Raw genomic sequence first — 26575 nt, 5'->3', positions numbered from 1 at the left:
CGCAACTTTCCGGCGGAACGTTCGGGAGAAATCTAGCAAGCTGAGTCAAACAACTTGATTTAGTGTTGTCGCCTTTTGTCGAGTGATGTCGTGCAGCTTTGGGCGAGGCGTCAGCGCTAGGCATCGATTCTCCGAGGAGAAACAACTGCTTCCAGCGGAACATTCGGCCGGAGAACGATCCGCGCCTGCGGCATTACCTTGGCCGCATTCAGGATCTTGATCCGCGCGCGTTGTACATAGGTGCCGAGGATGAGAACTGCTTCCATGATGGCGAAGCTCATGCCGATGCAGATGCGTGGCCCGCCGCCGAACGGCATGTAGAGTTGCCGGGGCCGTCCTGCGGCCTCTTCGCCTGTAAACCGCATGGGGTCAAACAACTCCGGATCCCGCCAGTATCGCTTGTGACGGTGCACTACCCATGGCGACATGAGCACGGTGTCGCCCTTTCGGACCTTGATGCCCGGGGCCACCTCGATCGATGTGACGGCCCGCCGCAGCAGGTTCGGAACAACCGGGTAAAGCCGCAACGTTTCGTCGATGACGGCTCGCGTCAGCGGAAGCGAAGGAACATCGTCCGCCGTGAGGCGTCTGCCTCCCGTCACGCTGTGAACTTCTTCATAGAGCCGATCCTGCCATTCCGGGTAGAGGGTGAGCAGATACCATGCCCAGGAAAGGGTCGTGGCGGTCGTCTCGTGGCCGGCAAGCAGAAAGGTCGCAACCTCGTCGCGCACCTCGTCCAGGCTCATGGCGTGGCCTTCCTCGTGCTGCGAGGCCGACATCAACCGGTGCATCAGCGTTGTCTCGCTTCCCGCCTCTTTCGCCTCCTCGATGATGGCGCGTGCAAACAGGTCGAGTTTTTTGCGGCCGGGTTGAACGATCGATTCGATGAACCGGTTGCGGAGCTTCGACGGGAGGTAGGCGGAAGCGAGGAACATCGCCGGAAATTTGTCCAGTACAGCGGTGACCGTGTGAGAGATGTCATCGATGCTGTCATCAAGGTCTGCGCTAAGCACCGCTTCGCCAATGATCTCCAGTGTAAGCTTCGTCATCTCCTGGTCGATCCGGTAGACACCCTGGCGTTCGAGCGTGCGGCGCGCCGACCTTTCGGCGGCGCGCACGAAGAGCGGCGCGAAGTCACGCACGCTTGAGTGTTGGAAGATGGGGGCGGCAAGCTTGCGGTTGCGCCGCCATGTCCCACCCTCAGCCGTCAGGAGGCCATTGCCGAGGAGAGGTTTCAGGATGGCGAGCTGATTCTCCTCTTTGGGGAAATTCTCGGCGTCCGTGACCAGAATCCGCCTCAGGGCTTCCGGGTCGTTGATGACAATGCCCCGTCCGCTGCGCGACAAACCGACACGGAAGTCGCAATGGCGTACCTCATACCAGTACTCCGGAAAGGAAGCGATGAGGTTGGCGAGGAGATGGGGCTTCGTAAGCGTGGCGAAGAGACCCGGCGGCGCCTTGGGAGGCACGGGCCGGGCCGGAATGACGCCAGGCCCGTATATGGCCTCCACTGCTTCGGCCCGCATCGCCATCGTCTCTTGCCTCCCTCTGGGCGTTCGGTCAGATCGGGTTGACGGCGCCGCCGCCGAACTCGGACATCACGGAGGAAACGAGTTCCCGGTTGTCGTGGTCCCAGGGATGGAAGTCTTTCTTGTAGAAATCGAGGTAGGGCCGCAGCAACCCGCGAAGAGCGCCTTTGGCGCCGAAGAGAAACTTCAATCCGCCAAACCAGAGCTTCATGCGCGATCCTTCATAGTCACGCAGAAGAAGCCGCATGTTCCGGATGACGTGCTGCGTGAATTCGAGCGTCACGAGAGCCATGGACAGGCGCCTGCGCCAGGTCGATCCGTCGACCGCGACGAAAACATCAAAGGCAACGGATTTGTGCTCCGTCTCTTCAAGGGCATGCCAATGCCACAGAGCCTTCATTTCCGGGTGGGCTCCCTCCAGCCCCTCCGGATTGCGGAAGGTGGCGTCGGCAAGTATTGCCGTCAGATGTTCGAGCGCAACGGTGGCGCTCAGTCTCTGGATCGGCCGGAGGTGGGTGCGCGCGAACTCCTGCCGGCGCTCTACGACGGCTTCCATCTTCTTGAGTGGGACACCCCGCGCGCGACAGAGGATTTCGTTGTAGCGCTGGTGCTCGCGACGGTGGATGGACTCCTGAGCCATGAAGCCGCGAACCCGGCGTTGAAGTTCCGGATCCTCGATCTTTTCACGAAACTCTTTCACGCTATCGATGAAGAATTGTTCGCCGAGGGGAAAGAGAATGGACATCGCGTCGAAAAACGCTGTTTTGAATGCGTCATTGCTATGCCAGTTCGTTGCCAGCACTTCCTCGATGTTGAATTGCCGGTTCCGAGGCACAATTTCGACATTTTGTGGCGTGCGGGAGAGGGAAGAGTTGTGCATCTTGATCCTGCCTTTGCGAAGGAAACGCTCCGTCAGCGTTCGATGACGCCTTAGATAGGGAATTTCTCCGCAGGCAGGAGGTCATGTTCGGCCAAGCTGGGGGTCAGATTCGGACACGCAATGCGCATAGAGCCCGGTTATGTCGAGATTGTTTCCGCCGTACTGCGTGATCTGAACCACGATCCCGCGCTCTTCCCCGTACCGCGTACAGGTGCGGTGTCGGAAGATGAATTCCGCGAGATGTCGGAGAACCTCGTGGCGTTGACGCAGGAGCCAACGATCGCCCTGCGTCTGGGCTCCAGCATGCACTTGGGTACACACGGGCTTCTGGGGCACGCCATACTGAGTAGCCGAAGCCTCCGTCAGGCGGCCGGATTGATGATCCAGTATAGCCCCCTGCATGGCGCGCAGGGATGCATTCAGCTCGCCTTCACCGGAGATAAAGCTGTCCTGACTTTCGAGCCGCCCTTCGAAGTCAAGGGCGCGCCGAATTTCATGGTGGAGCTGTTTTTCGCCGGCGTCCTCGCTGCCTTGCGTCAGTTGATCGGGCCGCTCCCGGAGGAATGCAGGGTCGAACTCGCCTATCTGCCACAGATGCCAGAGGAGGCCTATAGCCGCTACTTTGGTGTTCGCGTCTCTTTCGGTCATCGCGTCAACCGCTTCATTGGCCCGAACGCGCGCATAGATCAGCCGCTTTCTGCCGCCGAAATTCCGGTTGCGGATATGTATCGCAGACAGTGCGAACGGCTATTGCGCGACATGAATGCGGCGAGCGGTCTGGGTGGCGAAGTGCGGCGCATGATTCTCGGCGCGCGCGGCCGGTTCCCGGGAATGGACGAGGCCGCGCGGCGTCTCAACATGAGCGAAAGAACATTGCGTCGCCGCCTTGATGCAGAGCGCTCTTCCTATCGGGCTATCGTCGACGACGTACGGAGCTATCTGGCGCGCGAATATCTGCGCGAGACGCCGCTCACGGTTGCCGACGTTGCCTCGCTTCTCGGCTTCGACGATGTCGCCAATTTTCGTCGCGCCTTTCGCAAATGGAACGGCTGCTCGCCCAAGGACTTCCGTGCCCGGATAGAAGGTCAGAATGGCACACTCGGTCAGCGCGCTGACCATTCCGTACGCTGCCAACAAACGCGCACGCAATCGCACATGCTTCCACACCATAAAACCTATGTGTGACCTAGGCTCTCTCCAGTCCCACGCGAGGAGAGGATTAGGCTGATGAATGGAAACACATTGAAGGCGGCCGTTGCGATAAGTGCGATGCTTGTTGCAGCGGCCTGTTCCTCCGACGGTTCGTCCGCTTTGGGCGGCGGTGGCGGAGGCGGCGGTACGCCGTCCACGGTGACGGCTTTGGGCGTGACCGGCGAAGGCGGCGTTACGGAGGCGCTCGGGCTTTCAGAATTGACGGACCCGCTTCTGGGCACGGAGGGTGTCCTGGGCGGCGGTGGCGAAGGAGCCGTTGGCGGCCAGCTGCCCGAAGAGCTCGTCTCGGCTCTTGAGCCGCTTGCGTCAGGTTTGGCGCCGGTCACCGATGCGCTCGGTCAGGTGCCTCTCGGCACGGTCACCGAGCAGCTTCCGGCGCTCGGCGCCTCCGGCGAAGGCGGTCTCGGCGAGGATCTGCTGGGCCAGGATTTGACGGGTATGCTGCTCGGTGAGACAGGTACTGTCCCGGCGCTTCTTGCGGGCGGTGAGGAGGGCGCACTTGGCGCACTGGTTCCGGAAGGTGCCCTTCCGGGTCTTCCGGGGGGCGACGGCGGCGATCCGCTTGCTCCGCTCACTGATCTCCTTGGCGGCGGTCTGCCCGGCGGTGACGGCGGCGATGACCCGCTTGCGCCCGTAACGGATCTTCTGGGTGGTCTCGCCGGCGGCGAATTGCCCGGGCTTCCGGGCGGTGGCGGTGATGACCCGCTCGCGCCTGTAACGGATCTTCTTGGCGGCGCCGGAGGTCTTGGTGTCACGGGTGACGGCGGACTGCTTGCCGACCTTTCGGGTTCCGATCCGCTTGGCTCCGCGATCGAGCCTGTGCCGGTGGTGTCGACCTTGCTCTCTGGTGGCGAAACCGGCGCATTGGGCGGCCTCGTGCCCGAAGGCGGCCTGCCTCTTCCCAGCGCTCCCTGAGCGTACGAAACCGTCGGACATTTCCGGCATGACGATGTGCGGAGGCGGGATTTCGATCCCGCCTCTTTTCTGTTGGCGTGTCCCGTCGCTAGTCTGCTTCGCGCAGGAAATGCCCCAGCCAGGCATCGGGGCCGCCGTTGCAGCAATCTGCAGCGCCCGTCTCCGGTTGCTCGTCCTCCTCGATATGCCACCCGGTCCCGTTCCGTACGAGGCCCACCGCGCGCGTCGTTCTCGCATGGGCATCGCGCCAGATAGCCCGCATTTCCACACCGCGCTCGAGCGTCACTTCCCACGGGATGCCGACATCGAACCGAAGGGAAGGATCCTTGATGAGCCGCATGGTGCCGGGCTCATTGAGAGCGTCGAGCACCTGCGGAACGAGGTCGAGGTGCATGAGATAGGCCCTGTCGCCGCGCAGATGGGCGCGCCACGACGGCAGCCGTTTGGGAAAGACCAAAGCTGAAGGCTCGTCATCCGCCTTCATACGTTGTTCCGCCACCCGTTGCGCGAGACGCATGGGCTCCGCTTTGCTCAGGACGAATACCCATTGCCGGTAGCGCTTGTCCGCTGCAACTGCGCTTGCCGGTATGCTCGATTGAAGAAATTTCATCAGTCGGCCGGAATCCCCGAAAAGAGCGGTCGCTACGAGCGACATCGATCCTGTAAGGACGATCGTGTCCTCGCGGATATCGCTCAGCGAAGCTGACTCAACCGGCTTTCTCTTCACGGTGCCTCCCGGTAACGGGCAAGGGAAGGCCCCACCACCCTGACCTTCGAAAAGCGGCGCCCGCTCTCATCGCGAAAGCGGGCGCCTTCTTCCTTCGCGGATTTGCGCGAATCCTTCGGCGATTTCCCGGGGTGAGGGATGCTGCATCGAGATCGAGAAGAACCTTCATGATCGAAATGACAGCTGGGAAAGCGGCGATAATCCGGCCCTCCGCGGCGGAAGTGCGATTTCCTGATCGTTGCAACGGCACGCAGCCGGAGTCCATCGGATTTACAAAGAATTACACTCACACAAGAATGCCATGCGCACTACATGCGGTGCGTTCTCCGACGGCATATATTCGTATACGGATAAACACGCATCCTGTCTCCACCCCCAAACATATCGCCACATTTCTCTACACCGTCTCTGCCGATGAATTTGCTACGCAAGTTCACACGGGAGGACGTTGTCATGAGATCATCCATCATTGCGCTTTGTGCGGCGGGCTTCCTCGCCGGATGCAGTTCGGGGGGCGACTCGCCCACTGCCACAAGCCCCGATTTCGCGCCCACCGCCATGGCGCTCGGCGGTATGCAGCTGGGCGTTTCCGGCGAGGGAGGCGCCTCGGAGGAACTGCTCGGCGTCGACGTCGTCTCGCCGCTTCTCGGCGATGGCGGCCTGATCGGCACCACGCTGGGTGGCGGTCCGGACGGCATGCTTGTCGGCAACGTGCCCGCGGGTGGTCTCGTTCCGGAAGACGCTCTTGCGCCGCTGACGGACGGTCTCGCACAGATCGAATCGCAGGTGCCCTCGCTCGGCGTCTCCGGTGAAGGCGGCCTCGGCGAGGATATCTTCGGCCAAGACATCGCGGGCATGCTTCTCGGCACCGAGGGCGGCCTGGTCTCCAATCTTCTCACCGGCGGAAACGACGGCCCGCGTGGCGACATCGCGCCGTCCGGCAGCGCGCCGCTTGCCCCCGTCGGCGATCTCGTCGCGGACGTCATCACCGGTGCGCAAGCGACATCGAGCACGGATCAGTTGGGCGATCTCTCGCCGGTGCTGAGCCCGGTCATCCTCGGCCTGCTCGGCGTCGGTGGTGAAGGGAGCGGTCCCGTGCCCGGCGTCGAACTGCCGGCACTTCCGCTCGCGCAGCTCGAGCCGGTCCTCGTGCCGGTAACGGAGCTTGCCGTTCCGTTGCTTGCCACGCCGCTGCTGCCGAACGGCACCACCGCTTACGACATCGTCTTCCCGGTGGTGTTCGGCGCGGGCCTCGGCATTGTCGACAGCACGCTTCCATTGGAGAGGGTCAACGACATCCTTGTCGGGGTGCTGCCGTAATTGTCGCGTTGAGGGGCGCGGGCGAAAATTGGGATCAGGGAGGAATGAGAACATGAAGTTTCGGGTAATGCGTCTGCTGGTTCCGCTGGCTATGTCCCTTGCCATACCGGCGATTGCCAATGCCGCCGAGATCAAGGCCGGCAGTGTCGACATCCAGCTCACGACCACCGTCTCCGCCTCCGCCAGCATGCGCGTGTCGAAACAGGGTTGCGAGTTCATCTCCGTCTTCAATGGCGGATGCATTGCGTCGGGGGGCACGGACTACGACCAGAATGCCGACGACGGCAACGTCAATGTCGAGCAGTGGGAGTTCATCTCCGCGCCGGTCAAGATCATCTCGGAAGCGGACGCGAAGTGGGACAATCTTGGCTTCTTCGTTCGCGCCAAGGCATTCTACGACTATGTCGGCGACAAGGTACTCGGTCACGGCGATGGCAAATATGGTCCCGTCGCCGCCGGTTATCCGCAGCGCCGCGAGCTTGACGACCAGTTCCGCGGCGACGATGCGCTCAATCTTCAGGGCCGCTCGTTCGATCTTCTCGACGCCTTCGCCTATGGCAACTTCCTGATTGCCGATATGCCGACGACGATCCGTATCGGTCGCCAGGCGGTCAACTGGGGTGAAAGTCTCTTCATTCCGGGTGGTGTCTCATCCTATCTCCCGCTCGACGTATCGGCACTGGTCCGTCCCGGCGTCGAACTGAAAGAAGTCTTCCTGCCGCAGAATTCGATTTTCGCCAGCGTCGGGCTCCCGGCCAACCTCACTTTCGAAGCGCAATATGTCTTCGAGTGGGAGAAGTCCGTCCTGCCGGCTTGCGGCAGCTTCTTCTCGCCCAGTGATGCGGCCGTCGGCGGTTGCCGATACGCGGTGTCGGGCGGAGAAGTCTACAATTTCGGCAATGGCACGAGCTATTCCCCTGTGGCCTTCGTGCCGCGCGGTCCGGACGACCGGCCGCGCGATCAGGGCCAGTTCGGTTTCGCGCTGCGCTACTATGCGGACTGGCTGAACAAGGGCACGGAACTGTCCGCCTACTATGTCAACTTCCACAGCAAGCTGCCCTTCGGCACGCTGACGGCATCGACGCCGACCGTGACGACCGCCGTGTTGCAGTTGTTCTGTAATCCTGCCGTTCCCGGTTCGCTTTCGGGTTCGGGTTGTACCGATGCGGCCCCCGCCCTTCTGGACGACAACGGCCGTCCCGTCTCCTACGGCCAAGGCATATTCGCGGAAGCCGCGGGCGCCAACAAGAACCTGATCGTTCAGTATCCCGAAGATATCAAGATGTTTGGCGCGAGCTTCAACACGACGATCCCCGTCCTCGGCGACGCGACGGCGCTCTCCGGCGAACTCGCCTATTACCCGGACATGCCGTTCCAGCTCGACACGAACGAAATCCAGGGTGTGGACATCGAGAATTTCGGCTACACGCCGGGACCGGGCGAGGCCTCCTACTACGATGGCGAGCCCGTGCCGTTCGGCGCCGTCATCCCCGGTTACCGCTACACGGAAGCGCTGCACGGCCAGCTCTATACGCTGAGCACGCTGACGCCGTCGGACCCGATCGTGAGCCGGCTTGGCGGCGATCTCCTGATCCTCGTCGGCAATGTCGGCTTCCAGTATCTGCCGGATGCCAGCGGTAATCGCTTCGCCATTCCGCGTTCGGGCGAAACGCATCCCAACCCCGGCAACGCCGCCACCTTCGGCGACAATTGCAACAAGGGCGGCACCTGCAGCATCTCGCCGCTTTACGCGAGTACCTTCTCTTGGGGTTATCGCATGCTGGCGATGATGGATTATCACTCGGCCTTCGGCTCGCCCGTCACGCTCAGCCCGATGGTGGTCTGGAGCCATGACGTCAGCGGCTATTCGGCCGGTCCCATCGGCCCCGGCTTCGTCGAAGGCAAGAAGGCCGTCACCCTCGGCGTCACCGCCAGCTATCTCGACACGTACCGGCTGTCGGTCGACTACACCAACAACTTCGGTGCCAAATACCGCAACGGCTCTTTCGACAAGGACTTCGTCAGCTTGACTGCGTCCTACACGTTCTAGCGGTATTTCCGATCCGGCGGCTGCTAACTGACCGCGGGAAATACAGTCGAACCGAGAGAGAGGCCACTCTCTGCCTGAGGCCAACAGCCTGGCCTCGCGTCGCGGCCCGTTCCCGGGAAACCGGGGGCGGGTCGTTGACATTTTTCCAACGTCAGTTTTCGCGCGGTGCAAGATACCCGTGCATCAGCACTTCGAGCACGACGTCGGCGTAGCGGCGTTGCAGGGCTTCGTCGATTTCCTCGACTCCATGCACGAACTTCAGGATGGAGCGGTTGGCGAATATCTGTTCGCAAGCTCCCAGAGCCGCCATGTAAAAGAGATCGGGATCGACCGGGCGGATGGTGCCGTCGGCGATGCCCGCTTCCATCACCTCCTTTGCCGTTCGCGCGAGCGGCTCGGCAAAGAAAGTCGTGATCTCACGGGCATTCTCTTCCGAGCTGTCGCGCATCAGCGCCGCCAGCAGGCGGTAGAGATAGGGATAGCGGAAGAAAGTTCGGATGACGCCGGCGAGGTGACGCCGGAGCTTCTCGGCGGGGCTGATGTTAAGCGAAAGGAGCCGGTCAAGCTCGTCCAGGGCCTTTGCAGCATCCCGCTTCGCAAGCGCGAGCAGGAGGCCGTCTTTGCCGCCGAAATAGTAGCTTACCAGCGCAACATTCACTTCCGCGTGGGCGGCAATATCGCTGAGCGGCACGTCGATCGTCTGCCGCTCGCTCATGACGGCGCTTGCCGCCTCGAGGAGCAGTTCCCGCGCCGCCGGCCGCTGGGGAGCGGCTCGCGCCTTCCCCTTTTCCTGAGCCCCCACAGGCGCCTCCTTGATTCCGTCTCGATTTCAATTTAAATGTAGATTTAAAATTTTAAATGCGCCATTAAAATATGCCCGCAATGAAGGGGATCAGGGAGGCGGAGAATGAAGGTGACGGCTGCCGTCGCGCGTGCGCCCGAGGCTGGCTTCAGCATTGAGGAGCTGGATATCGATGAACCGCGCGATGACGAAATTCTCGTCCGCGTGATCGGCGTCGGCCTTTGCCACACCGATCTTGTCTTCAAGGCGACTTCGACTATCGCGCCGCCCGCGGTTTTCGGCCATGAGGGATCGGGCATCGTCGAGAAGGTCGGAAGCGCGGTGAAGAAGGTCGCGCCGGGTGACCGTGTGGCGATTACCTTTCGCTCCTGCGGCGAGTGCGTGCGTTGCAAGCAAGGCTTGCCGGCCTACTGCCACACCATGCCCATGCTCAACTATGCAGGAATGCGCACAGACGGTACCAAGGCGCTGCATGCCGCCGGCGAGGACATCGCGAGCAACTTCTTCGGTCAGTCGTCCTTTGCGACCCACTGCATCACTTATGAGCGCAATGTCGTGAAAGTCCCGGAGGACTTCCCGCTCGAACTCGCAGGGCCGCTCGGTTGCGGTATCCAGACAGGCGCAGGCGGCATCATGAATTCGCTTGCCTGCGAAAAGGGATCCTCGGTTCTCATTCTGGGCGGCGGGGCCGTCGGGCTCTCGGCCGTCATGGGCGCGGTCATACAAAACTGCGGCACAATCATCGTGCTGGAGCCGCATGAAGAGCGCCGCAAGCTCGCGCTCGAACTCGGCGCGACACACGCGCTCGACCCTGCCGAAGCAAAGGACCTCGCTGCCGCAGTGCGTGCGATCCTTCCTGCCGGCGTCGATTACGCATTCGATACGACCAGCATCCCAGACCTTTTGCAGGCGACCATGGCTTGCCTCGGCCCACATGGCACGTTCGGCATTGTCGGCATAGCACCGCCCGGCACGCCCGTGCCCGGCGATCTCATGTCGGTCGTCACTTTCGGCCACACCATCAAGGGAATCATCGAAGGCGACAGCGACCCCGATGTTTTCATTCCAAGGATGATCGAGCTGTACCGGGAGGAAAAACTTCCCTCCGACCGGCTGGTAAAAACCTACCCGTTGGAGAAAATCAATCAGGCCGTGGCCGATCAGCACGCCGGTAAATGCGTGAAAGTCGTACTCACCACGGGTCAGCAGTAAAATCGAAGACCAGAAATACAAACAAGATAGCGAACAGGAAGAAACTTGAATGTCTGACGCATATATCATCGACGCCTGCCGTACACCGCGTGGTATCGGCAAGGTAGGCAAGGGATCGCTCGCGCACCTTCACCCGCAGCATCTGGCTCGCACTGTGCTGGCCGCGATTGCCGAGCGTAACAATCTCAACACGGCCGAGGTTGACGACGTTCTCTGGGGTACGTCTTCGCAGCGCGGTGCGCAGGGCGGTGACATGGGACGCATGGCCGCTCTCGACGCAGGCTACGACATCAAGGCATCGGGCGTTACGCTCGACCGCTTCTGCGGTTCGGGCATCACCACGGTGAACCTCGGTGCTGCGCAGATCATGTCCGGCATGGAAGACCTCGTCATTGCGGGCGGCACCGAGATGATGAGCTACACCGCCGCAACCGCCGATCTGAAGAGCCCGCCGATGATGGATGCCGGCAATCTCCATCTTCGCAAGCAGCATCCGCAGTCCCAGCAGGGCGTCTGCGCCGATGCGATCGCGACGATGGAAGGCATCGACCGCAAGGCAGTCGACGAACTCGCCCTCACGTCCCAGCAGCGTGCGGCAAAAGCGATTGCTGAAGGTCGCTTCAACAAGTCGCTTGTCACCGTCTACAATGATGACGGTTCTGTCGCTCTCGATCATGAGGAGTTTCCGCGTCCGGAGACGACCCTCGAGGGCCTCGGTAACCTGAAGGCCACTTTCGCAGCCTGGGTGGACATCCCGGTCGATGCCGAAGGAACAACCTATGGCGACCTCATCCGCCAGAGATATCCGCAGCTCAAGGAGTTCAACCACATCCACCACGCCGGCAATTCGTCGGGTGTCGTGGACGGCGCCGCGGCGATCCTGCTGGCCTCGAAGAAATATGCGGAGAAAAACGGTCTGAAGCCGCGTGCCCGCATCGTGGCGACGGCCAATATGGGTGACTGCCCGACCCTCATGCTCAACGCGCCTGTGCCCGCTGCAAAGAAGGTGCTCGCCAAGGCCGGCCTCACGGCGAACGATATCGATCTCTGGGAGATCAATGAGGCGTTTGCCGTCGTCGCCGAGAAGTTCATCCGCGATCTGAAGCTCGACCGCGACAAGGTGAACGTCAACGGCGGCGCCTGCGCGCTCGGTCACCCGATCGGCGCCACCGGCTCAATCCTCATCGGTACCCTGATCGACGAGCTGGAACGTCGCGGCAAGCGCTACGGCCTTGTCACCATGTGCGCCGCCGGCGGCATGGCGCCAGCCATCATCGTCGAAAGCTTGCAGTAACCGGGAACCGGAGGCCGCGGTGCGCCACGGCCTCCGCTCACTTTTCGGAGGTTTCTTCTGAAATGACTTACACGATCACCGACTTGGCCAATGAATTCGGCATCACGCATCGCACGCTGCGTTTTTATGAGGAAAAGGGCCTGATCGAACCTGAGCGGAAGGGGCAGACGCGGCTCTATTCGAAGCGCGACCGCGCTCGCCTTCAACTCATTCTTCGCGGGCGTGACGTCGGTTTGACGCTCTACGAAATTCGTCAAATTCTCGATCTCTACCGGAACGGCAAGGACATCGAGGAGCAGAACCGCCTGGCAGTGTCCTTCTTCAAGAAGCGTCTGGCCGCCGCAAAGGAGCAGCGCGCCCAGGTAGATCACCAGATCGAACGTCTGGAGGACGCCTGCCGGCAATTTGACAGCCACACGATCTTCGCCTCGCATCCGCACCGCGAGGAGCAGGCGCTTCGGACCGGCACACACTGAAGCCGGCACGGAATCGCCAAGCTTGCCGGGTGAGGTTAGACTGCGTCCGGTGTGATTTATGAAATGCTCCGGCCAACGGAGCTCACAGGGAGAAACAAGGGATGAGCGAATACAAACTCCTCATCAATGGCAAGCTCGTCGCCGGAGCAAGGGTCTCCGACGTTCTCAACCCGGCGACGGAGGAGCCCGTCGCTTCCTGCCCCCGCGCCTCCGAAACGCAGTTGAATGAAGCGGTCGCAGCGGCGAAAGCCGCCTTTCCCGCCTGGAGCGCGACACCGATTGCCGAGCGCAAGAAGGCGCTCAGTGCGATCGCCGATGTCATTGAGGCCAATGCTCAGGATCTCGCGCGTCTTCTGACCCAGGAGCAGGGAAAGCCGATCGGCGATGCGACGGGAGAAGTCTACGGCACGGCCGCTTTCTTCCGTTACTTCACTATGCTCGACCTGCCGGTAAAGATCATCGAGGACAGCGAAGGCAAGAAGGTCGAGGCGCATCGCCGCCCCCTTGGTGTCATCGGGGCGATCGTTCCCTGGAATTTCCCGATGATTCTCATGGCGTTCAAACTGCCGCCGGCTCTGCTCGCGGGAAACACGGTGGTGCTGAAGCCTGCACCGACGACGCCGCTCACGTCGCTGAAGCTCGGCGAGCTCATAAAAGACATCCTGCCCGCAGGTGTTGTGAATGTCATTGCCGACGAGAACGACCTCGGGGCGGCGCTTACGGCGCATCCCGACGTTCGCAAGATTTCTTTCACCGGTTCGACTGCGACCGGTCAGAAGGTCATGGCCGGTGCCGCCGGTCTTCTGAAACGCATCACGCTTGAACTCGGCGGCAATGATGCGGGCATCGTTCTCGGCGACGTCAACCCGAAAGAGACCGCGCCGCAACTCTTCCAGAGCGCGTTCCAGAATTCGGGCCAGGTCTGCATCGCCATGAAGCGGCTTTATGTGCATGAGTCGATCTACGACGAAATGTGCGATGAGCTCGCGAACATCGCGAACAACACAATCGTCGGCGACGGCCTGAAGCAGGGCACGCAGCTTGGGCCGCTCCAGAACAAGATGCAGTTCGAAAAAGTGAAGGAGCTTATCGACGACGCAAAGAAGACGGGAAAGGTCATCGCCGGTGGCGATACGCCGGAACAGACTGGTTATTTCATCCGGCCGACCATCGTTCGCGACATAACGGATGGCACGCGCCTCGTCGACGAAGAGCAGTTCGGTCCCGTTCTCCCGGTCATCAAGTATTCCGACCCGGAAGATGCCGTCGCCCGCGCCAATGCCTCGCCTTACGGTCTTGGCGGTTCCATCTGGTCGTCCGATCCGCAGAAGGCCTACGACCTTGCGACAAAGCTTGAATCCGGCACGGTCTGGGTCAACAAGCATGCCGATCTCGCGCCGAACATCCCCTTCGGCGGCGCGCGCTTCTCCGGCCTCGGCACCGAACTTGGCGAGGAAGGTCTCGCCGAGTTCACGCAACTCAAGATCATCAATATGGCGAAATAATCGTCGCGTTCATTGCTAAACTGGAGGCCGTCTCCCGGAACGGGAGGCGGCCTTTTTTTGCTACGCGCGGCGTGGAAGTTCGGGTTTACGCGTCGGGACGTGTCCATATCCATGTCCCGCCGATAAGTGCGGCCGCCAGTGGCATCAGAGAATAGGGCAGGGATACGAAAAGCAGCGCGATGAGGGCGCTTGCGGCGAAGGCGGCCAGGGCCGCGCGCTTTCCCTTTCGGGAGATGGCCCCCCGTTCGCGCCACGATCGGATGTGACTGCCGAAAGTCGGATGCTCGACAAGCCACCGCTCGAGCGTCTCGTCGCTGCGGGCAAAACAATAGGCAGCCAGGATGAGAAAGGGGACCGTTGGCAGAAGCGGAAGCACGATGCCGACCCCGCCCAGTCCGAGCGCGAGAAATCCGCCAATTTGATAAAGCGTTCTGGACAATGGATTCTCCGCCGCGTCCTTTCCGGCCAAGCTGCGGATACCGGGAGCGGGTCTCTGCAATAAAGCGGCCTTTGAAAGCTGGCGCAACGCGGAATATTCCACCGGTTGACCGGGGGACGATCTGCCGCGCATGGCGCCGCGCTCTGGCATCTATTTGGCGAGGCCGAAAAGGCCTCGCTCCCCCGGAAGAACGCGAAACGCATCGGAAATGCCCACCACCGTTTCTGCACCGCCGAGGCAAAGATAGCCCCACGGGCGCAGGACTTTGGCGAGCCCCGTGAAGACGCGCTTCCGCGTCGCCTCGTCGAAGTAGATGAGAACGTTGCGGCAGAAGATGATGTCGACGGGGCCGATTCCGCTTGTGGAAGGTTCCTCCAGCAGGTTGTAGTGCCGGAACTCGATCATCTCTCTCAGGCTGTCCTTCACCCGGAATCCGTTACCGTCAGGCTTGAAGTACTTTTCCAGCATGGAATCGGGAAGCCCGCGCGAAACCTCAAAGAGCGAGTAGCGGCCCTCCTGCGCCCTGGCAAGCATGGCCTCCGAGATGTCAGTGGCGAGGATTTCGATTGTCCACCCGGCCAGCGCGGTACCCATTTCAGCCATCGTCATGGCAAGAGAATAGGGCTCCTGTCCGCTCGAGCATGCCGCACTCCATATCTTGATCCGGCGCGACGTTTTCGCCATCGCCATGACGTCGGGCAGAAGGCTCTTGCGCAGGCGCTCGAAAGGCCAGGCATCGCGGAAGAAGAGCGTTTCATTGGTTGTCATCGCGTCGACGATCTGCTTCAGCATCACCTCGTCGCGCGTCCGCCGCGCTTTTTCGATGAATAGACCGACGCTATCCAGCCCGCTGTGCCGGGCAAGCGGCGCAAGGCGGCTCTCTATGAGGTATCCCTTCTCCGGCGTGACGACGAGGCCGGACCGTTCGTAGAGAACCTGCTTCAGATAGTCGAATTCGAGATTGTTCATTTTCCTTCTCCCGTGGCGATCCGCAAGATCGCCGGTCCTATCTGCCGCAGGGGCAGGATTTCTTCGCAGATGCCTGCCTGCGCCACAGCGCCCGGCATCCCCCAAACGACACTGCTCTCGCGGTCCTGTGCAAGCACGCGTCCGCCTTCTTCGAGTACGACTTGCCCTCCCTTCAATCCGTCACTTCCCATTCCCGTCAGGATCACGGCAAGCAGCCGTTCCTTGAAATGCCGGGCGAGGCTTCGGAGCATGGGATCGACGGCAGGCTTGCACGAATTCTCGGGCGGTCCGTCGTCGAGGCGGAGGATTACGCCGCCGGCCGCTCGCGGTTCCACCAGCATGTGCTTGCCGCCCGGTGCAATGTAGATACGCCCTTCCTCAAGCGGCTCGCCGTCCCGCGCCTCGGCCGCAAGGCGGCCTGAGTAGCGCGTCATATGCTCGGCGAGGAGCGCCGTGAAAGTTGCGGGCATGTGCTGTGTCACGAGAATGGGCTGTCTGAGGACGGGGTCGATGTCCTTGAGCACTTCCGCAAGCGCCTGCGGGCCGCCGGTCGAGGAGCCAATGGCGATCGCGGCGGGGCGGGAGAGCTTGCGCGCGGCTCGTGTGATTGTTGCAGGCGATTTGACTGGAACCTTCGCCTCCAGTCGAGGTTGCGCTGTCTCGGACTTCTTCCTCGGCGCTTCCGAGACGCAAGCGCTATGCGCCCTGACCTTGCTCAGGAGTTCGGTGCGAAAACTGTCTGCGCCACCGAGTCCCGCCTTCGGCTTCGCGACATAATCTGCGGCGCCCATGGCCATCGTCTTTAGCGATATGTCGGCGTCGCGCTGGCTGGCAGACGAAACCATGATCACTTTCAGATCCGGCTGCATTTCCAGCAAGCGGGGAAGCGCTGCGAGCCCGTCGAGTTCCGGCATTTCGATATCGAGAATGACGATATCGATTTCCTGTTTTTCGATCGCCTTCAGCGCCATCAGGCCGTTGGATACTGAGGCAACGACTTTGATGCCTGTCTCCTCCTGTAACGTTCTGGTAACGATCCCCCGGGCAACGGCGGAATCGTCCACGACCATCACCCGGCATGGATGCTGCGGCTTCAAGCTGCGACTTACGACTGAATCTTTACTCATCCCTGTGCTTCTTGCTTTCCCTTGTCGTCCGCGAGAATTCTGTCCACGGCATCCTGCTCCATGCCGCCGCCGGGCAGCGCTGGACCGTTAAGCAGTGTCTGGTCCTCCGGACGAGCGGCTTCGGCGGGGCCGTCCGACAGAAAGGTAAGTGTGTCCTCAATGGCACTCAGTGCCTCATTCACCTGAGACATGCGTTGGCCGGTTATGTCCTGGAAGCAGCAGGCTTCCACAATCTCGTCGCAACATTCGGCCACGCGCCGTGCGGCATCGCCGCTGTCGGCGAAATCGATCTCGGACATCTTCTCCACTGCCGTCATGATGCGGTCGACCGCCATCTCCATTTCGCCGACAGCGGCTTTTTGCTCGTTGAGAGCGCGCTGCAGCTTGTGCGCGCGAAAGGAGGGATCGAGAAGCGGCGCAAGGTACTTCCGCCCGCGAAGTACCGCCTGGCACACATCGATGCATTCGTTGGTCAGGCGCTCGACCAGATCGAGTTTCCCTTTGCCCGCCATCAGAAATCCCCCAGCACCGTCTTGAGCTTCGCCTTCAGAACTTCAGCGCTGAACGGCTTGATGATGTAGTTGTTGACGCCGGCCTTGCGCGCTGCGATGACGTTCTCGACTTTCGATTCCGCGGTCACCATCACGAACGGCAACGACTTTGTGCTGTCGTTGGCACGCACCTTCTGGAGCAGTTCGTAGCCCGTCATCGGCTGCATGTTCCAGTCCGAGATGATGAGCCCGTAGCGGCGGCCCTTGAGCTTCTCCAGCGCGTCCGTCCCGTCGGTTGCCTCGTCTATGTCGGAGAAACCGAGCTTGCTCAGCAGGTTCCTCACGATCCGTAGCATCGTCTTGTAGTCGTCCACGATCAGGATCGGCATTTTCATGTCGACGGCCATTGTTGTTCCTCCGTTACGCTAAATGCACTGGCGCGGTGCAAATCGCTCCGAGCACGCTTGTGACGCTCAAGACCAGCAGCAGCCGGTCATCAAGGCGATAGATTCCCTGGGAAACCTCGCGCCAGCGCTCATCAAGCGTGGCAGGTACGCTCTCGCGTCGTCGCAGTGGGACGCTCAAGACCTCGCCGACCTCGTCGACCAGGAGGCTGAATGGCTCGTCGTCATGTTCGACAACGACAGCCATGGCCCGTTCAACGAAGCCCTCCGAGGGCAGCCCGAGGCGGGTTCGCATATTGATTGCCGTTACGATCCGGCCCCGAAGATTGAGAGATCCGGCGATCTCCGGCGCAGCCAGCGGAATACGGGTGATGATCTGCGGGCTGAGTACGTCTCGGACGTTCAGCACAGGAATGCCGAAACTCTGGCCGCCGATAATCATCGTCACATAATCCTCGGTCGTCGCTTCCACGGCGCCGGTCGATGCTGTCCTGTGAAGAGCGGTGTTCATGCTGCGTCCTCCTTGCGATTCTCTTCGGTGTGCGCGCGAGAGAGAACGTTTAGCAGCGCCGTGGGGTCGAGCTTCGTCACATAGTCGGTGAAGCCAGCCTCCCTTCCGCGTGCAATGTCTTTCGGGTTGGCGTGGGAGGAGAGAGCGACGATGGGCACGGCGCTCATCCTCTCGTCGGCACGGAGCTGGCGCACGAGGTCGAACCCGGAAAGGCCTGGCATCTCGATATCGGAAACGATGACGTCGAAGTTGCCTCCTTCCTTGCAGAGCGAAATGGCGGCCTCCGCGTGCTCCGCGACAGTCACCGAGTAGCCGGCGACCGTGAGCATGGGGATGAGGAGATTGCGGAAGAAGGCACTGTCTTCGACGAGCAGCACGTTTCGTTCGCTATCCGCCCCGAAGGGGCTCTCGGTCTTGACCTCGAACCAGTTGGTGTCGCTCTGGCGCAGATAGTGAACCGTATCGACGATGTCGGTTGCGGCCCCCGCGATGATCGCGCTGCCGAGAGTGCCGGGCCGTCCGCCGCCCGAGAGCTGCAGGTCGAGCGGCGCATCCACGATATCGACCACTCTGTCGACCACGAGACCGAGCATGCGTTGCCCATCGACAAACACGAGGATCGGCCGCTTGCCTTTGCGTTCCGCCGGGTTGCCGTCGAGGTCGATGAGCGGCATCAGACCGCCGCGATATTGCAGCACGGTGAGCGAACCCGCCTTCTCGGCGGTTGCGAGATCCGTTTCTTCAAGGCGTGCGACGAGAGACAGCGGCACGGCCTTCGGGCCGCCGTCGCGCGCTTCGAAGACCAGCATCGAAACGGCCTCATCCCTGCGCGAGCCGCGTCCGGCACTGCCGGCGAGGGCGGCCGCTTCGGCATGCGGCGACGCGGAGACCGCCGAGGCAAGGCCGTTGGGATCGAGAATCATGATCACACGCCCGTCCCCGAGAATTGTCGTGCCCGAGAAGCACGAGATGTGACGCATGCAGCGCGAAACCGGCTTGACGACGATTTCCTCGGTGTCGAAAACCTTGTCGACAATGATGCCGAAGACGAAGGCGCCCACCTGCGACACGACAACATACATGCTGTCGGCCTCGCCCGCGTCTATGGGAGATTTGATCTCCGGCTCGGGCAATCCGAGGATCTCGCTCAGCGAGACGAGCGGCAGCAACCGGTCGCGCAAGCGGTAAACGGGGTGTCCATTGATGTTCTCGAGCCCTTTGCTCGCGGCGCGATTGATCCGGACCAGTTCCACAACGCTGTTCTGCGGCAGGGCAAAGCGCTCACCCTCGCATTCGACGATGAGCGCCGAGACGATTGCGAGCGTCAGCGGAATCTTGATGGTGAAGCGGGAGCCGACACCTTCTGTCGACTGAAACTCGATGATCCCGCCAATCTTCTCGATGTTGTTCCGAACGACGTCCATGCCCACGCCGCGGCCCGATACGCTGGTCACGGCGGCCGCCGTCGAAAATCCGGGCCTGAAAATGAACTGCTGAATCTGCTGTTCGCTCATGCCCTCGAGCTGGGCCTCCGTCGCGAGCCCGTTTGTCAGCACTTTCTCTCTGATCCGCGCGGTCGGCAGGCCTCGTCCATCGTCGGCAACCACGACAACGATGTGCCCGCCTTCATGCCGGGCCGAAAGTTCGATCGTGCCATGCTCGGGTTTCCCCGCGGCGAGCCGGTCGGCTGCCATCTCGATTCCGTGATCGGCGGAGTTCCGGACCATATGCGTGAGCGGATCGCGGATCGACTCCAGAACCTGCCGGTCGAGTTCCGTATCGGCACCCGTCATCGCAAGCTCGATCTTCTTGCCGACTTCCTGCGAGAGATCGCGCACCAGGCGGGGCAGCTTGCCCCAGGCGTTCCCGATCGGCTGCATGCGCGTCATCATCACGCTTTCCTGCAGCTCGGTCGTTACCTGGTTCAGCCGCTGCAACGGCGCCGCAAAGGGGCTGTCGCCATGGCTGCGCATGATCTGGAGGAGCTGGTTGCGCGTCAGTACGAGTTCGCTCACCAGCGTCATCAGGTCTTCGAGAACATTGATGTTGACCCGCAAGGTCTGCGTCTGTCCCTGTGCCGCCGCATCGTGCTTCTCGGCACTGGGACTTGTTGCAGCCGGTGCCGCTGCCACGGGCTCTTTCTCCGCCTGCAGCGCTGGCGCGGCCTGAGGAGCATCCTGCGCGCCGCGATGGAGCAGCGCGAGCAACGCGGCAACGTCCTCTTCCTCCACGCCGAGGGACCGGAAGCCCTGCCCGATTTCCGCTTCGAGGAGGGAGATGTCTTCGTCGGTCCAGCCATTGTCGGCAAGGCAGGTCAGTACGTCCGCAACATCGATCCCCGGTGTCTTCTGGAGCGCCACCTCGAAGCCCTTGGTAAGCGCGAATTGCAGCTTCAGAAGTTCAGGTTCCAGCGCGGCTCCTTCGGCGGACTTCGCCGCGAAGCCCGCGCAGGCAAGTTCGCAGGCGGTGTCGATGCCCGATGCCGTGCCGGCACGCTCGAACATCGTTCCCTTCTTTTCGGGGGTGGGGGTGCTGGCCGGAGCGTTTGCCTCGCCGCTCGCGATGCGTCTCAACGCGTCGATGACCTCGCGATCCTCGCCCGCGGGCTCGCTGCCCGTCTTGCTGAGAGAGGCGACGAGTTCCTTGATGCGGTCGAGCGCCACCAGCACCTGCGATATCACGTCGTGAGAGACCGCAAGTTCGCCGTCGCGGACGCGGCCAAGCACGTCCTCCGCCGCGTGCGCCACGGCTTCAAGCCGGGGAAGCCCCAGGAAGCCGCATGTGCCTTTGATGGTGTGCATGACGCGGAAGATGCTGCCGAGAAGCGCGGGATCGCCGGGCCGCTGCTCCAGCTCGACGATTTCGCTGTCCAGCACATCAAGCGCCTCGCAGGTCTCAGCGAGAAAATCCTTGAGAAGATCGTCCATGTCGACTAACCCATTTCCACATTTATTTGAAAACAGGCTAGTGAATTGAGACTAATTGTTGGTAAATACGTAGAATATTATTATTATTACTTTATAAATACTTTGAGGCACGACGACTGGGACTACATGCCAACTGCCGACAGGCGCGGCTCATCGGTCGTCAGCGTTCGTGATGCGGGGAAGGCGACTTCAACGCGCGTTCCCTTGCCTTCGGCGCTCATAATCGAAAACTTGGCACCGTGTAGCTCGGCAAATTGTTTTGTGAGTGCGAGGCCCAGGCCCACACCGTCGAAACGGCGGGAGAGATGGCTCTCCACCTGCATGAAAGGCTCGGTGACGCGTTCGATGTTTTCCGCCGCAATGCCGATCCCCGTATCCTCGACGGAAAGAACCAGTGCGCCGTCTGCCGCAATTTCCGCACCCAGGCAGACGGTGCCGCCGGCTGGCGTGAACTTGACGGCATTGGAAAGAAGGTTGAGCAGAATTTGCCGCGTAAGCCTCAAGTCTGCCTTGAGTTTCGGAAGGTTCGGTGCCGATTGCTGGATGAGCGCCAACTTTGCCGCCTTGGCCCTGCCTTCCACAGTTCTTTTGCAGAAGTGATAGATATCCTCGATATCTATTTCCGCCTCCTCAAGCTCCGTCACCCCGACCTCAATCCTGCTGAGATCGAGAATGTCGTTCACGACGGCAAGGAGATGCAGGCCGCTATCGTGAATATCCTTTGCATAGGCTTGGTACTGCGCCGTCTCCATCGGGCCCATGACGTCGGTGGCCATGAGCTCTGAAAAGCCGATGATGGCATTGAGAGGCGTCCGCAGTTCGTGGCTCATATTGGCTAGAAACTGGGACTTTGCATGGTTCGCATATTCGGCCTTGTTGCGTGCGGTCCGCAACTCCTCGGTCACCTTCTGCAAATCCGTGATGTCGAGCACGGTGCCGATCACCTGCTCGATCTCACCGTTGCGTCCGCGGATCGCCTCCGCTTCGCAGCGAACGTACCGCATTTCGCCGGTCGGAGTTGAGATGCGATGCGTTATGCGGAACGGCGTCCCTTGCTCGATAGCGGTGCGCGCCGCAAGGCGCAAGAGGGGTTCATCGGCGGGATGCACCTGTCCCAAGACACGCTGCAATGTGGTCTTCCCGTCCTCTGAATTGCCCCCGAGAATACGGAGGGCCGCGTCGGAACAGGAAATCTCCATGGTGCTGACGTTGAGCTGCCAGTTTCCCAGATGGGCGATGCGCTCCGCTGCAGCGAGATTGGCAGCGCTTCTGCGCAGTGCTTCCTCGGCGCGATACCGGTCTGTCACATCGTAGCATCCGATCAGCGTTAGCTGTTCTCCGCCCATGCTCATTGCCACTGCGGAAACCATGCACCAGATATCGTCTCCCGCTTCCGTGGTGAATGGCGCCTCAATGCCGTCCAGGCGGCTGTCCGCACCTTCCCCTGCCAGCAGGCGCGCGCTGAGCGCTGCACCGGCAAATTCGGCGATGTGACGGCCTGACAATTTCCTGCGGTCCGCATCCACCAGGGCACCGAAAGCGCTGTTGACGAACAAAATTTCGCCCGTGGTTCGCAGCGCGACCGCGATGCCGAAAGGCATCGTCTCGATCACCATGCGCATCTGAAGTTCGCGTGCGCGCAGTGTCTCTTCGGCCCGACGGAGCACTGTGAGGTCTCGCACGACAGCCGTGAAGATCATCTCGCCGTCGATCGTGATGCGCGAGATGGAAGCCTCGGCTGGAAACTCGGACCCATCTTTGCGTCGGCCCTTGACTTCTGGCCGATGGCCCATGAGCTTCGTTGGCGTGTCGCCGCGCGTGAAGCGCGCTACATGTGTACGATGCCGTGCCCTCACGCTTTGCGGCAGAAGGACGTCCATTTTCTTGCCGATAATTTCTTCGGCGCTGTATCCGAAGATCGCTTCGGCGCGTTTGTTGAAAATGCGGATAACGCGCTCGCGGTCCATCGCGACGATGGCGTCGCCGGCGGCATCCAGAAGTTCGTCGAGTTGTCGCCGCGCACTCGCCGTTTCCTCCGCGTTGATGCGGCACTTGAGCGCCATACCGACATGGTCTGCGATCCGGCCAAGCACTTCGAGCGTAAGCTTGTCGCGAGGCTGCATTCTCAGGGTCGCGAAGGTAAGTACAGCGATGACGTCACCATTCGCCTTGAGTGCGATAGCGATCGTGCCGCTTGTCTTGTCGTGGTGAGTCTCAGTCTCGCCGCTCTGCCAACATCTTTCGGCCAGCTCTCGCTCGGCGCCGGATTTTTCCGCCGGGCCGATCTCCGTTCCGCTGCGAACGAGTGTTTTCCGCAGCGAAAGTCCTTCCTCCTTTACGATCCAGGCCGCCCCCTGTCGCCATCCGCTATAAAGCAGGACGGCATGCAGCATGCGCCCGAGTGCGGTGGTAAGGGAGTCGGATTTCATGAGCCGGTCGATGAGCGTCTGCGCAAATCGCAGCTGGCGTTCCTCCTGTACCGAAGCCGTGATGTCGGTCACGATGAGAGTGGTGCTCGATCCAGGTGTCCATATCCGTGTGAGCGTAAACTCGCTGCTGTCCGGCCGCCGGCAGCGCTTGCGCAGTTCATAGTTGCGTTCGCCGCCGTCCACGACCGTTTGAGGCGCTACAGTGACCTTGCTGTCCTGTAGGAGGAGACGCTCGACGGTCGACAGTGTCGGCATCTCGTCGTTGCCCCAGCCCAGTACCGCAAGGAGCTCGCCCGCACTCGCATTCTTCGAAACGAGCTGATTGCTCGCGGGATCGAAGACGAACACTGCGGGCGGGCGGGGCAGGGTAGACGGACGGCGGCTCACTTTCTTCTCCCGAACCGTTTCTCAGGCCACTCGTGCGCGGCTGAGGAACGTGTCGACCTGCTGACGAAGCGTTTCGGCCTGTCGGGCAAGAATGTCGGACGAGCCGGAAATCTCGGCGGCCGCCGATCCTGTCTCGGCAGCGGCTTCCGCCACCGCGACGATGTTCGATGATACGTCCTGCGTGCCGCGCGCAGCCTCCTGCACGTTGCGCGCGATTTCGTTGGTCGCGGCGTCCTGTTCGTCGACCGCGGCGGCGATCGAGGTCGCGATCTGATTCATCTCGGTGATCGTCTTCTCGATCGACTTGATGGCGTCGACGGACTCCTGCGTTGCCGCCTGCATCGTCTTGATCTGGTCGGCGATTTCCTCGGTTGCCTTGGCCGTCTGGTTGGCGAGGCTCTTCACTTCGGAGGCGACGACGGCAAATCCCTTGCCGGCCTCGCCGGCGCGCGCCGCTTCGATGGTCGCATTGAGCGCGAGCAGGTTTGTCTGCGCCGCGATATCGTTGATGAGCGTCACCACATCGCCGATCTTCTGCGCCGCTTCCGCAAGCCCCTGGACCTTGCTATCGGTACGATGTGCCTCTTGAACGGCCTGCCCGGCGATTTTGGTCGAGAGCGATGCCTGCCGTCCGATTTCCGTAATCGAACTCGAAAGCTGTTCGCTGGCCGAAGCGACCGTCTGCACATTGGTCGAAGCTTCCTCGGAAGCCGCCGCGACGGTCGTCGTCTTGGCACTTGTCTGTTCCGCCGTGACGGACATGGCCTGCGCGGAGGCTTGGAGTTCGGTTGAGGCCGAGGCAACCGACTTGATGATCTCGTTCACAGCGACATCGAAATCGGAGATGGCCGATTCCAGTGTCCTCTGCCGGCCGGCCCGTTCCTCGACCATCGCGTCCTGATAGGCGGAAATAGAAAGGTCCATATCAAGACAAACGGCAGTATTCACCGCGCAAAGCACCTGGGAAAGCTGTCCCGGCGTCCAGCGATACTTCTTGACTGCTATGTCGACCAGCCTGTTCATCACGAACTTGTAGCCGCCGATATACCAGCGCGGCTCGAGTCCGATGCGGTTATGGGTAAGGCCGATCGTGTGGACACTCTGCATATAGGTGTCGTCGAACGTGCCCGAGAAAAGCCTCCCCCAGTGTGCCCCCTGGGCTTGCTTCAGGCGCGGTGCCTGACTGCCAAGGAGCTTGGAAAGCTCGGGCACGGCGCCGATGTGCGCATAGAAGCTGTCGAGTATCTGGGGCAGGTGCGGCTCCAGAACTTTCCAGAAATCGCGGAGCGCGGCCCCGGTTTCGTCGGATACCTCCATGAAGCGCAGGCGAGATGCCCGGTCCACGGCCGATGTGTCGTCTTTCGTCATGCTGACCCCCATTTAACAACGGCCCGGCCCTGCCGGGTCCTGCTCTCCCGCCCTGAAGCGGAGATAAAGTCAGCGATTACTGCGACTTTTTGTCACCGATTCGGAGCAATTAATATCAATATTAGGGGTGGACATGAAATAAATGGTTAATAATATTGTAGTCGAAAAAGATTTATTATAACGAATATTTATATAGTGTGTTTATAACGCAAGTTAAAAAACTGATTTTAGTCAGGTTTAGTCTGGAAAAATTGGTTAGGACTCTATAACTGTCTCAGGGAGAGACAATTAAACGACTTTTGACAAGCCGGGGCCTACCCGGCGGCGAGTATCCCGTGAGTAGCGATGACGGCGGCGCCCCGCTTGGGGAGGACAGCGCACAGGACAGGACGAAGATCGACGCTTCATCGGAAGGTTGCGACACCTGCGTATTACGGAATGTCGGCTTTTGCGGCGCAGTCATGGGCGCAAATCCGAATGCGAAGCGGCGTCGCAAGACGTCTGGTTCTGTTCTCGCGCGCCAGCACATTCTCAGACCGGGCGAGGCACCGGGGCGCATCATCATTCTCAGGCAAGGCTGGGCGCTTCGCTCGGCCATGACATCGGACGGACGCCGTCAGGTTCTGTCCATTTTGCTGCCGGGCGACATAGCAGGCGGCGAGCTCGTCATGCGCGATAAAGTGCGCATGCCGGTGCAAAGCGTGACCCCGGTCGAGTACTGCGCCTTCGACATTACCCATCTCAAGGAAATCGTGGAGGAGGACACGGCGCTTGTCTGGACCTTCATCGATATCTGCCTGTCCAGCAGAGAGGCAAGCGATGCGCGACTGATTGATCTCGGCCGTCACAACGCGGAACAACGCCTCGCGCGTCTCATCCTCGACCTTCGACGGCGCTTGAGGGCAAGGGGGCTCTCAGATGGCGCCACGATCCCTTTTCCGCTCCGCCAGCAAACCATTGCCGATGCGCTGGGCCTGACCCAGGTGCATGTCAGCCGGGTCATGCGAAGTCTCCGGCAGTCGCGCATCCTCCAGACGAAGGCAGGACAGCTCACGATTCTCGACATGGACGCGCTGATGGCCGTCGCTGACGAGTTCTACGAGACCTGACGCCACCTTTTGTGGCGTGTGCATGGATTTCGGTGAAATGGGGGAATGGTGCACCCGACACGATTCGAACGTGTGACCTCTGCCTTCGGAGGGCAGCGCTCTATCCAGCTGAGCTACGGGTGCCAGGGCCGGACGAGGGCCGTCCGGCGAAGCGGGCGCAAGGTAGAACAAACCGTCGGCCCTGACAATCTCCGGTCCTTGGCTCGAAATGGAGCCGCGCCGCCTCCTCAGGCAGAGGTCACACGTTCGAATCGTGCCGGGTGCCGGGTGCTGGGGGCAAGGTGGCCAAATCCGCCCATCGTGAATTCGATCTCCAGTAGCGCCGCGCCGGCCCCGAGGGGTGCCGGGCCAAGCCCCGCGATCCGCTTCAGCCCGTAAAGAGCGCCCACCGCCATCAGATGCGACTGCCCCTGCGGATCGAGGATCGTCGCCCGGCGGCTGACCTTGCGCCCCGGCGGCTTCCCCCTCGACTTCGATGACGATCTCATGCGG

General features: G+C 61.3%; 23 protein-coding genes and 1 tRNA gene. 9 read left to right on the top strand and 15 right to left on the bottom strand.

Translation table 11 applies throughout. The features are described 5' to 3' along the window. Nucleotides 1-116: 116 nt before the first annotated feature. On the bottom strand, nucleotides 117-1346 hold the full coding sequence (locus ACKUUH_RS04725; RefSeq protein WP_407948712.1) for a cytochrome P450: 1230 nt from the start codon (nucleotides 1344-1346) through the stop codon (nucleotides 117-119). Nucleotides 1347-1560: 214 nt separating this feature from the next. Beyond that, nucleotides 1561-2409 (bottom strand): metal-dependent hydrolase, encoded by an 849-nt coding sequence (locus tag ACKUUH_RS04720; protein WP_407948711.1) that lies wholly within the window; start codon nucleotides 2407-2409, stop codon nucleotides 1561-1563. 120 nt (nucleotides 2410-2529) lie between these two features. Between ACKUUH_RS04720 and ACKUUH_RS04715 the strand changes: the two genes are divergently transcribed. Together ACKUUH_RS04715 and ACKUUH_RS04710 are read left to right on the top strand one after the other, a co-directional pair. Then, the gene (locus tag ACKUUH_RS04715; RefSeq protein ID WP_407948710.1) at nucleotides 2530-3594 is read left to right on the top strand and encodes an AraC family transcriptional regulator ligand-binding domain-containing protein; all 1065 of its coding nucleotides are present in this window, start codon (nucleotides 2530-2532) and stop codon (nucleotides 3592-3594) included. A 42-nt stretch (nucleotides 3595-3636) separates the two neighbouring features. Then, nucleotides 3637-4536 carry a hypothetical protein gene (locus tag ACKUUH_RS04710; RefSeq protein WP_407948709.1) on the top strand — a complete coding sequence of 300 codons (900 nt, stop codon included), beginning with the start codon at nucleotides 3637-3639 and terminating at the stop codon, nucleotides 4534-4536. 88 nt (nucleotides 4537-4624) lie between these two features. Here the strand turns inward: ACKUUH_RS04710 and ACKUUH_RS04705 are convergent, their stop codons facing one another. After that, nucleotides 4625-5263, bottom strand: a complete 639-nt coding sequence (locus ACKUUH_RS04705; RefSeq protein WP_407948708.1) for a hypothetical protein — start codon at nucleotides 5261-5263, stop codon at nucleotides 4625-4627. 453 nt (nucleotides 5264-5716) lie between these two features. On the opposite strand from ACKUUH_RS04705, the gene ACKUUH_RS04700 reads away from it, so the two are divergent. Further along, nucleotides 5717-6583 carry a hypothetical protein gene (locus ACKUUH_RS04700; RefSeq protein ID WP_407948707.1) on the top strand — a complete coding sequence of 289 codons (867 nt, stop codon included), beginning with the start codon at nucleotides 5717-5719 and terminating at the stop codon, nucleotides 6581-6583. Between the two features lie 52 nt (nucleotides 6584-6635). Further along, nucleotides 6636-8633 (top strand): DUF1302 domain-containing protein, encoded by a 1998-nt coding sequence (locus ACKUUH_RS04695; RefSeq protein WP_407948706.1) that lies wholly within the window; start codon nucleotides 6636-6638, stop codon nucleotides 8631-8633. A 151-nt stretch (nucleotides 8634-8784) separates the two neighbouring features. Here the strand turns inward: ACKUUH_RS04695 and ACKUUH_RS04690 are convergent, their stop codons facing one another. Further along, nucleotides 8785-9435, bottom strand: coding sequence for a TetR family transcriptional regulator (locus tag ACKUUH_RS04690; RefSeq protein WP_407948705.1), 651 nt, complete (start codon nucleotides 9433-9435; stop codon nucleotides 8785-8787). Between the two features lie 105 nt (nucleotides 9436-9540). Here ACKUUH_RS04690 and ACKUUH_RS04685 point away from each other — a divergent pair, with 105 nt between their 5' ends. The 4 genes from ACKUUH_RS04685 to ACKUUH_RS04670 all read left to right on the top strand — a co-directional run bounded on the left by ACKUUH_RS04685 (nucleotide 9541) and on the right by ACKUUH_RS04670 (nucleotide 13922). Further along, complete coding sequence (locus ACKUUH_RS04685) at nucleotides 9541-10647, top strand: NAD(P)-dependent alcohol dehydrogenase (protein WP_407948704.1); 1107 nt, start codon at nucleotides 9541-9543, stop codon at nucleotides 10645-10647. Between the two features lie 49 nt (nucleotides 10648-10696). Then, a complete protein-coding gene (locus tag ACKUUH_RS04680) occupies nucleotides 10697-11941 on the top strand; it encodes an acetyl-CoA C-acetyltransferase (RefSeq protein ID WP_407948703.1) in 1245 nt (414 codons plus the stop codon). Nucleotides 11942-12003: 62 nt separating this feature from the next. Further along, nucleotides 12004-12417: a MerR family transcriptional regulator gene (locus ACKUUH_RS04675; protein ID WP_407948702.1), complete on the top strand. Its 414-nt coding sequence runs from the start codon at nucleotides 12004-12006 to the stop codon at nucleotides 12415-12417. A 101-nt stretch (nucleotides 12418-12518) separates the two neighbouring features. Further along, nucleotides 12519-13922, top strand: a complete 1404-nt coding sequence (locus tag ACKUUH_RS04670) for an aldehyde dehydrogenase family protein (RefSeq protein WP_407948701.1) — start codon at nucleotides 12519-12521, stop codon at nucleotides 13920-13922. A gap of 85 nt (nucleotides 13923-14007) precedes the next feature. On the opposite strand, the gene ACKUUH_RS04665 is transcribed toward ACKUUH_RS04670, so the two are convergent. From ACKUUH_RS04665 to ACKUUH_RS04625, 9 genes are all read right to left on the bottom strand, one after another. Beyond that, nucleotides 14008-14361, bottom strand: coding sequence for a YbaN family protein (locus ACKUUH_RS04665; protein ID WP_407948700.1), 354 nt, complete (start codon nucleotides 14359-14361; stop codon nucleotides 14008-14010). Between the two features lie 150 nt (nucleotides 14362-14511). Then, complete coding sequence (locus tag ACKUUH_RS04660) at nucleotides 14512-15330, bottom strand: CheR family methyltransferase (protein ID WP_407948699.1); 819 nt, start codon at nucleotides 15328-15330, stop codon at nucleotides 14512-14514. Next, entirely contained in the window at nucleotides 15327-16457 is a 1131-nt protein-coding gene (locus ACKUUH_RS04655; RefSeq protein WP_407948698.1) for a chemotaxis response regulator protein-glutamate methylesterase, read from the bottom strand. Before ACKUUH_RS04655 ends, ACKUUH_RS04660 begins: the two co-directional genes overlap by 4 nt. Continuing rightward, nucleotides 16454-16969 (bottom strand): hypothetical protein, encoded by a 516-nt coding sequence (locus ACKUUH_RS04650; RefSeq protein ID WP_407948697.1) that lies wholly within the window; start codon nucleotides 16967-16969, stop codon nucleotides 16454-16456. The genes ACKUUH_RS04655 and ACKUUH_RS04650 overlap by 4 nt, the downstream gene beginning before the upstream one ends. Continuing rightward, on the bottom strand, nucleotides 16969-17355 hold the full coding sequence (locus ACKUUH_RS04645; RefSeq protein WP_407948696.1) for a response regulator: 387 nt from the start codon (nucleotides 17353-17355) through the stop codon (nucleotides 16969-16971). Before ACKUUH_RS04645 ends, ACKUUH_RS04650 begins: the two co-directional genes overlap by 1 nt. A gap of 13 nt (nucleotides 17356-17368) precedes the next feature. Then, the gene (locus tag ACKUUH_RS04640; protein WP_407948695.1) at nucleotides 17369-17863 is read right to left on the bottom strand and encodes a chemotaxis protein CheW; all 495 of its coding nucleotides are present in this window, start codon (nucleotides 17861-17863) and stop codon (nucleotides 17369-17371) included. Continuing rightward, nucleotides 17860-20790, bottom strand: a complete 2931-nt coding sequence (locus tag ACKUUH_RS04635) for a chemotaxis protein CheW (RefSeq protein ID WP_407948694.1) — start codon at nucleotides 20788-20790, stop codon at nucleotides 17860-17862. Before ACKUUH_RS04635 ends, ACKUUH_RS04640 begins: the two co-directional genes overlap by 4 nt. Before the next feature lie 122 nt (nucleotides 20791-20912). Continuing rightward, nucleotides 20913-23606 carry a PAS domain-containing sensor histidine kinase gene (locus ACKUUH_RS04630; RefSeq protein WP_407948693.1) on the bottom strand — a complete coding sequence of 898 codons (2694 nt, stop codon included), beginning with the start codon at nucleotides 23604-23606 and terminating at the stop codon, nucleotides 20913-20915. A gap of 21 nt (nucleotides 23607-23627) precedes the next feature. Then, nucleotides 23628-24974 (bottom strand): protoglobin domain-containing protein, encoded by a 1347-nt coding sequence (locus ACKUUH_RS04625; protein ID WP_407948692.1) that lies wholly within the window; start codon nucleotides 24972-24974, stop codon nucleotides 23628-23630. Nucleotides 24975-25309: 335 nt separating this feature from the next. Between ACKUUH_RS04625 and ACKUUH_RS04620 the strand changes: the two genes are divergently transcribed. Beyond that, complete coding sequence (locus ACKUUH_RS04620; protein WP_407948691.1) at nucleotides 25310-26083, top strand: Crp/Fnr family transcriptional regulator; 774 nt, start codon at nucleotides 25310-25312, stop codon at nucleotides 26081-26083. 46 nt (nucleotides 26084-26129) lie between these two features. Here the strand turns inward: ACKUUH_RS04620 and ACKUUH_RS04615 are convergent. Continuing rightward, nucleotides 26130-26206 (bottom strand) — tRNA-Arg (locus tag ACKUUH_RS04615). A 104-nt stretch (nucleotides 26207-26310) separates the two neighbouring features. Further along, nucleotides 26311-26571, bottom strand: a complete 261-nt coding sequence (locus ACKUUH_RS04610; RefSeq protein ID WP_407948690.1) for a hypothetical protein — start codon at nucleotides 26569-26571, stop codon at nucleotides 26311-26313. Between the last annotated feature and the right edge of the window lie 4 nt (nucleotides 26572-26575).

This window comes from Parvibaculum sp. (assembly GCF_045863935.1).
GTDB lineage: Bacteria > Pseudomonadota > Alphaproteobacteria > Parvibaculales > Parvibaculaceae > Parvibaculum.
Note: the sequence above shows the minus strand (reverse complement) of the source record. Positions and strands in the feature narration are given on the sequence as shown.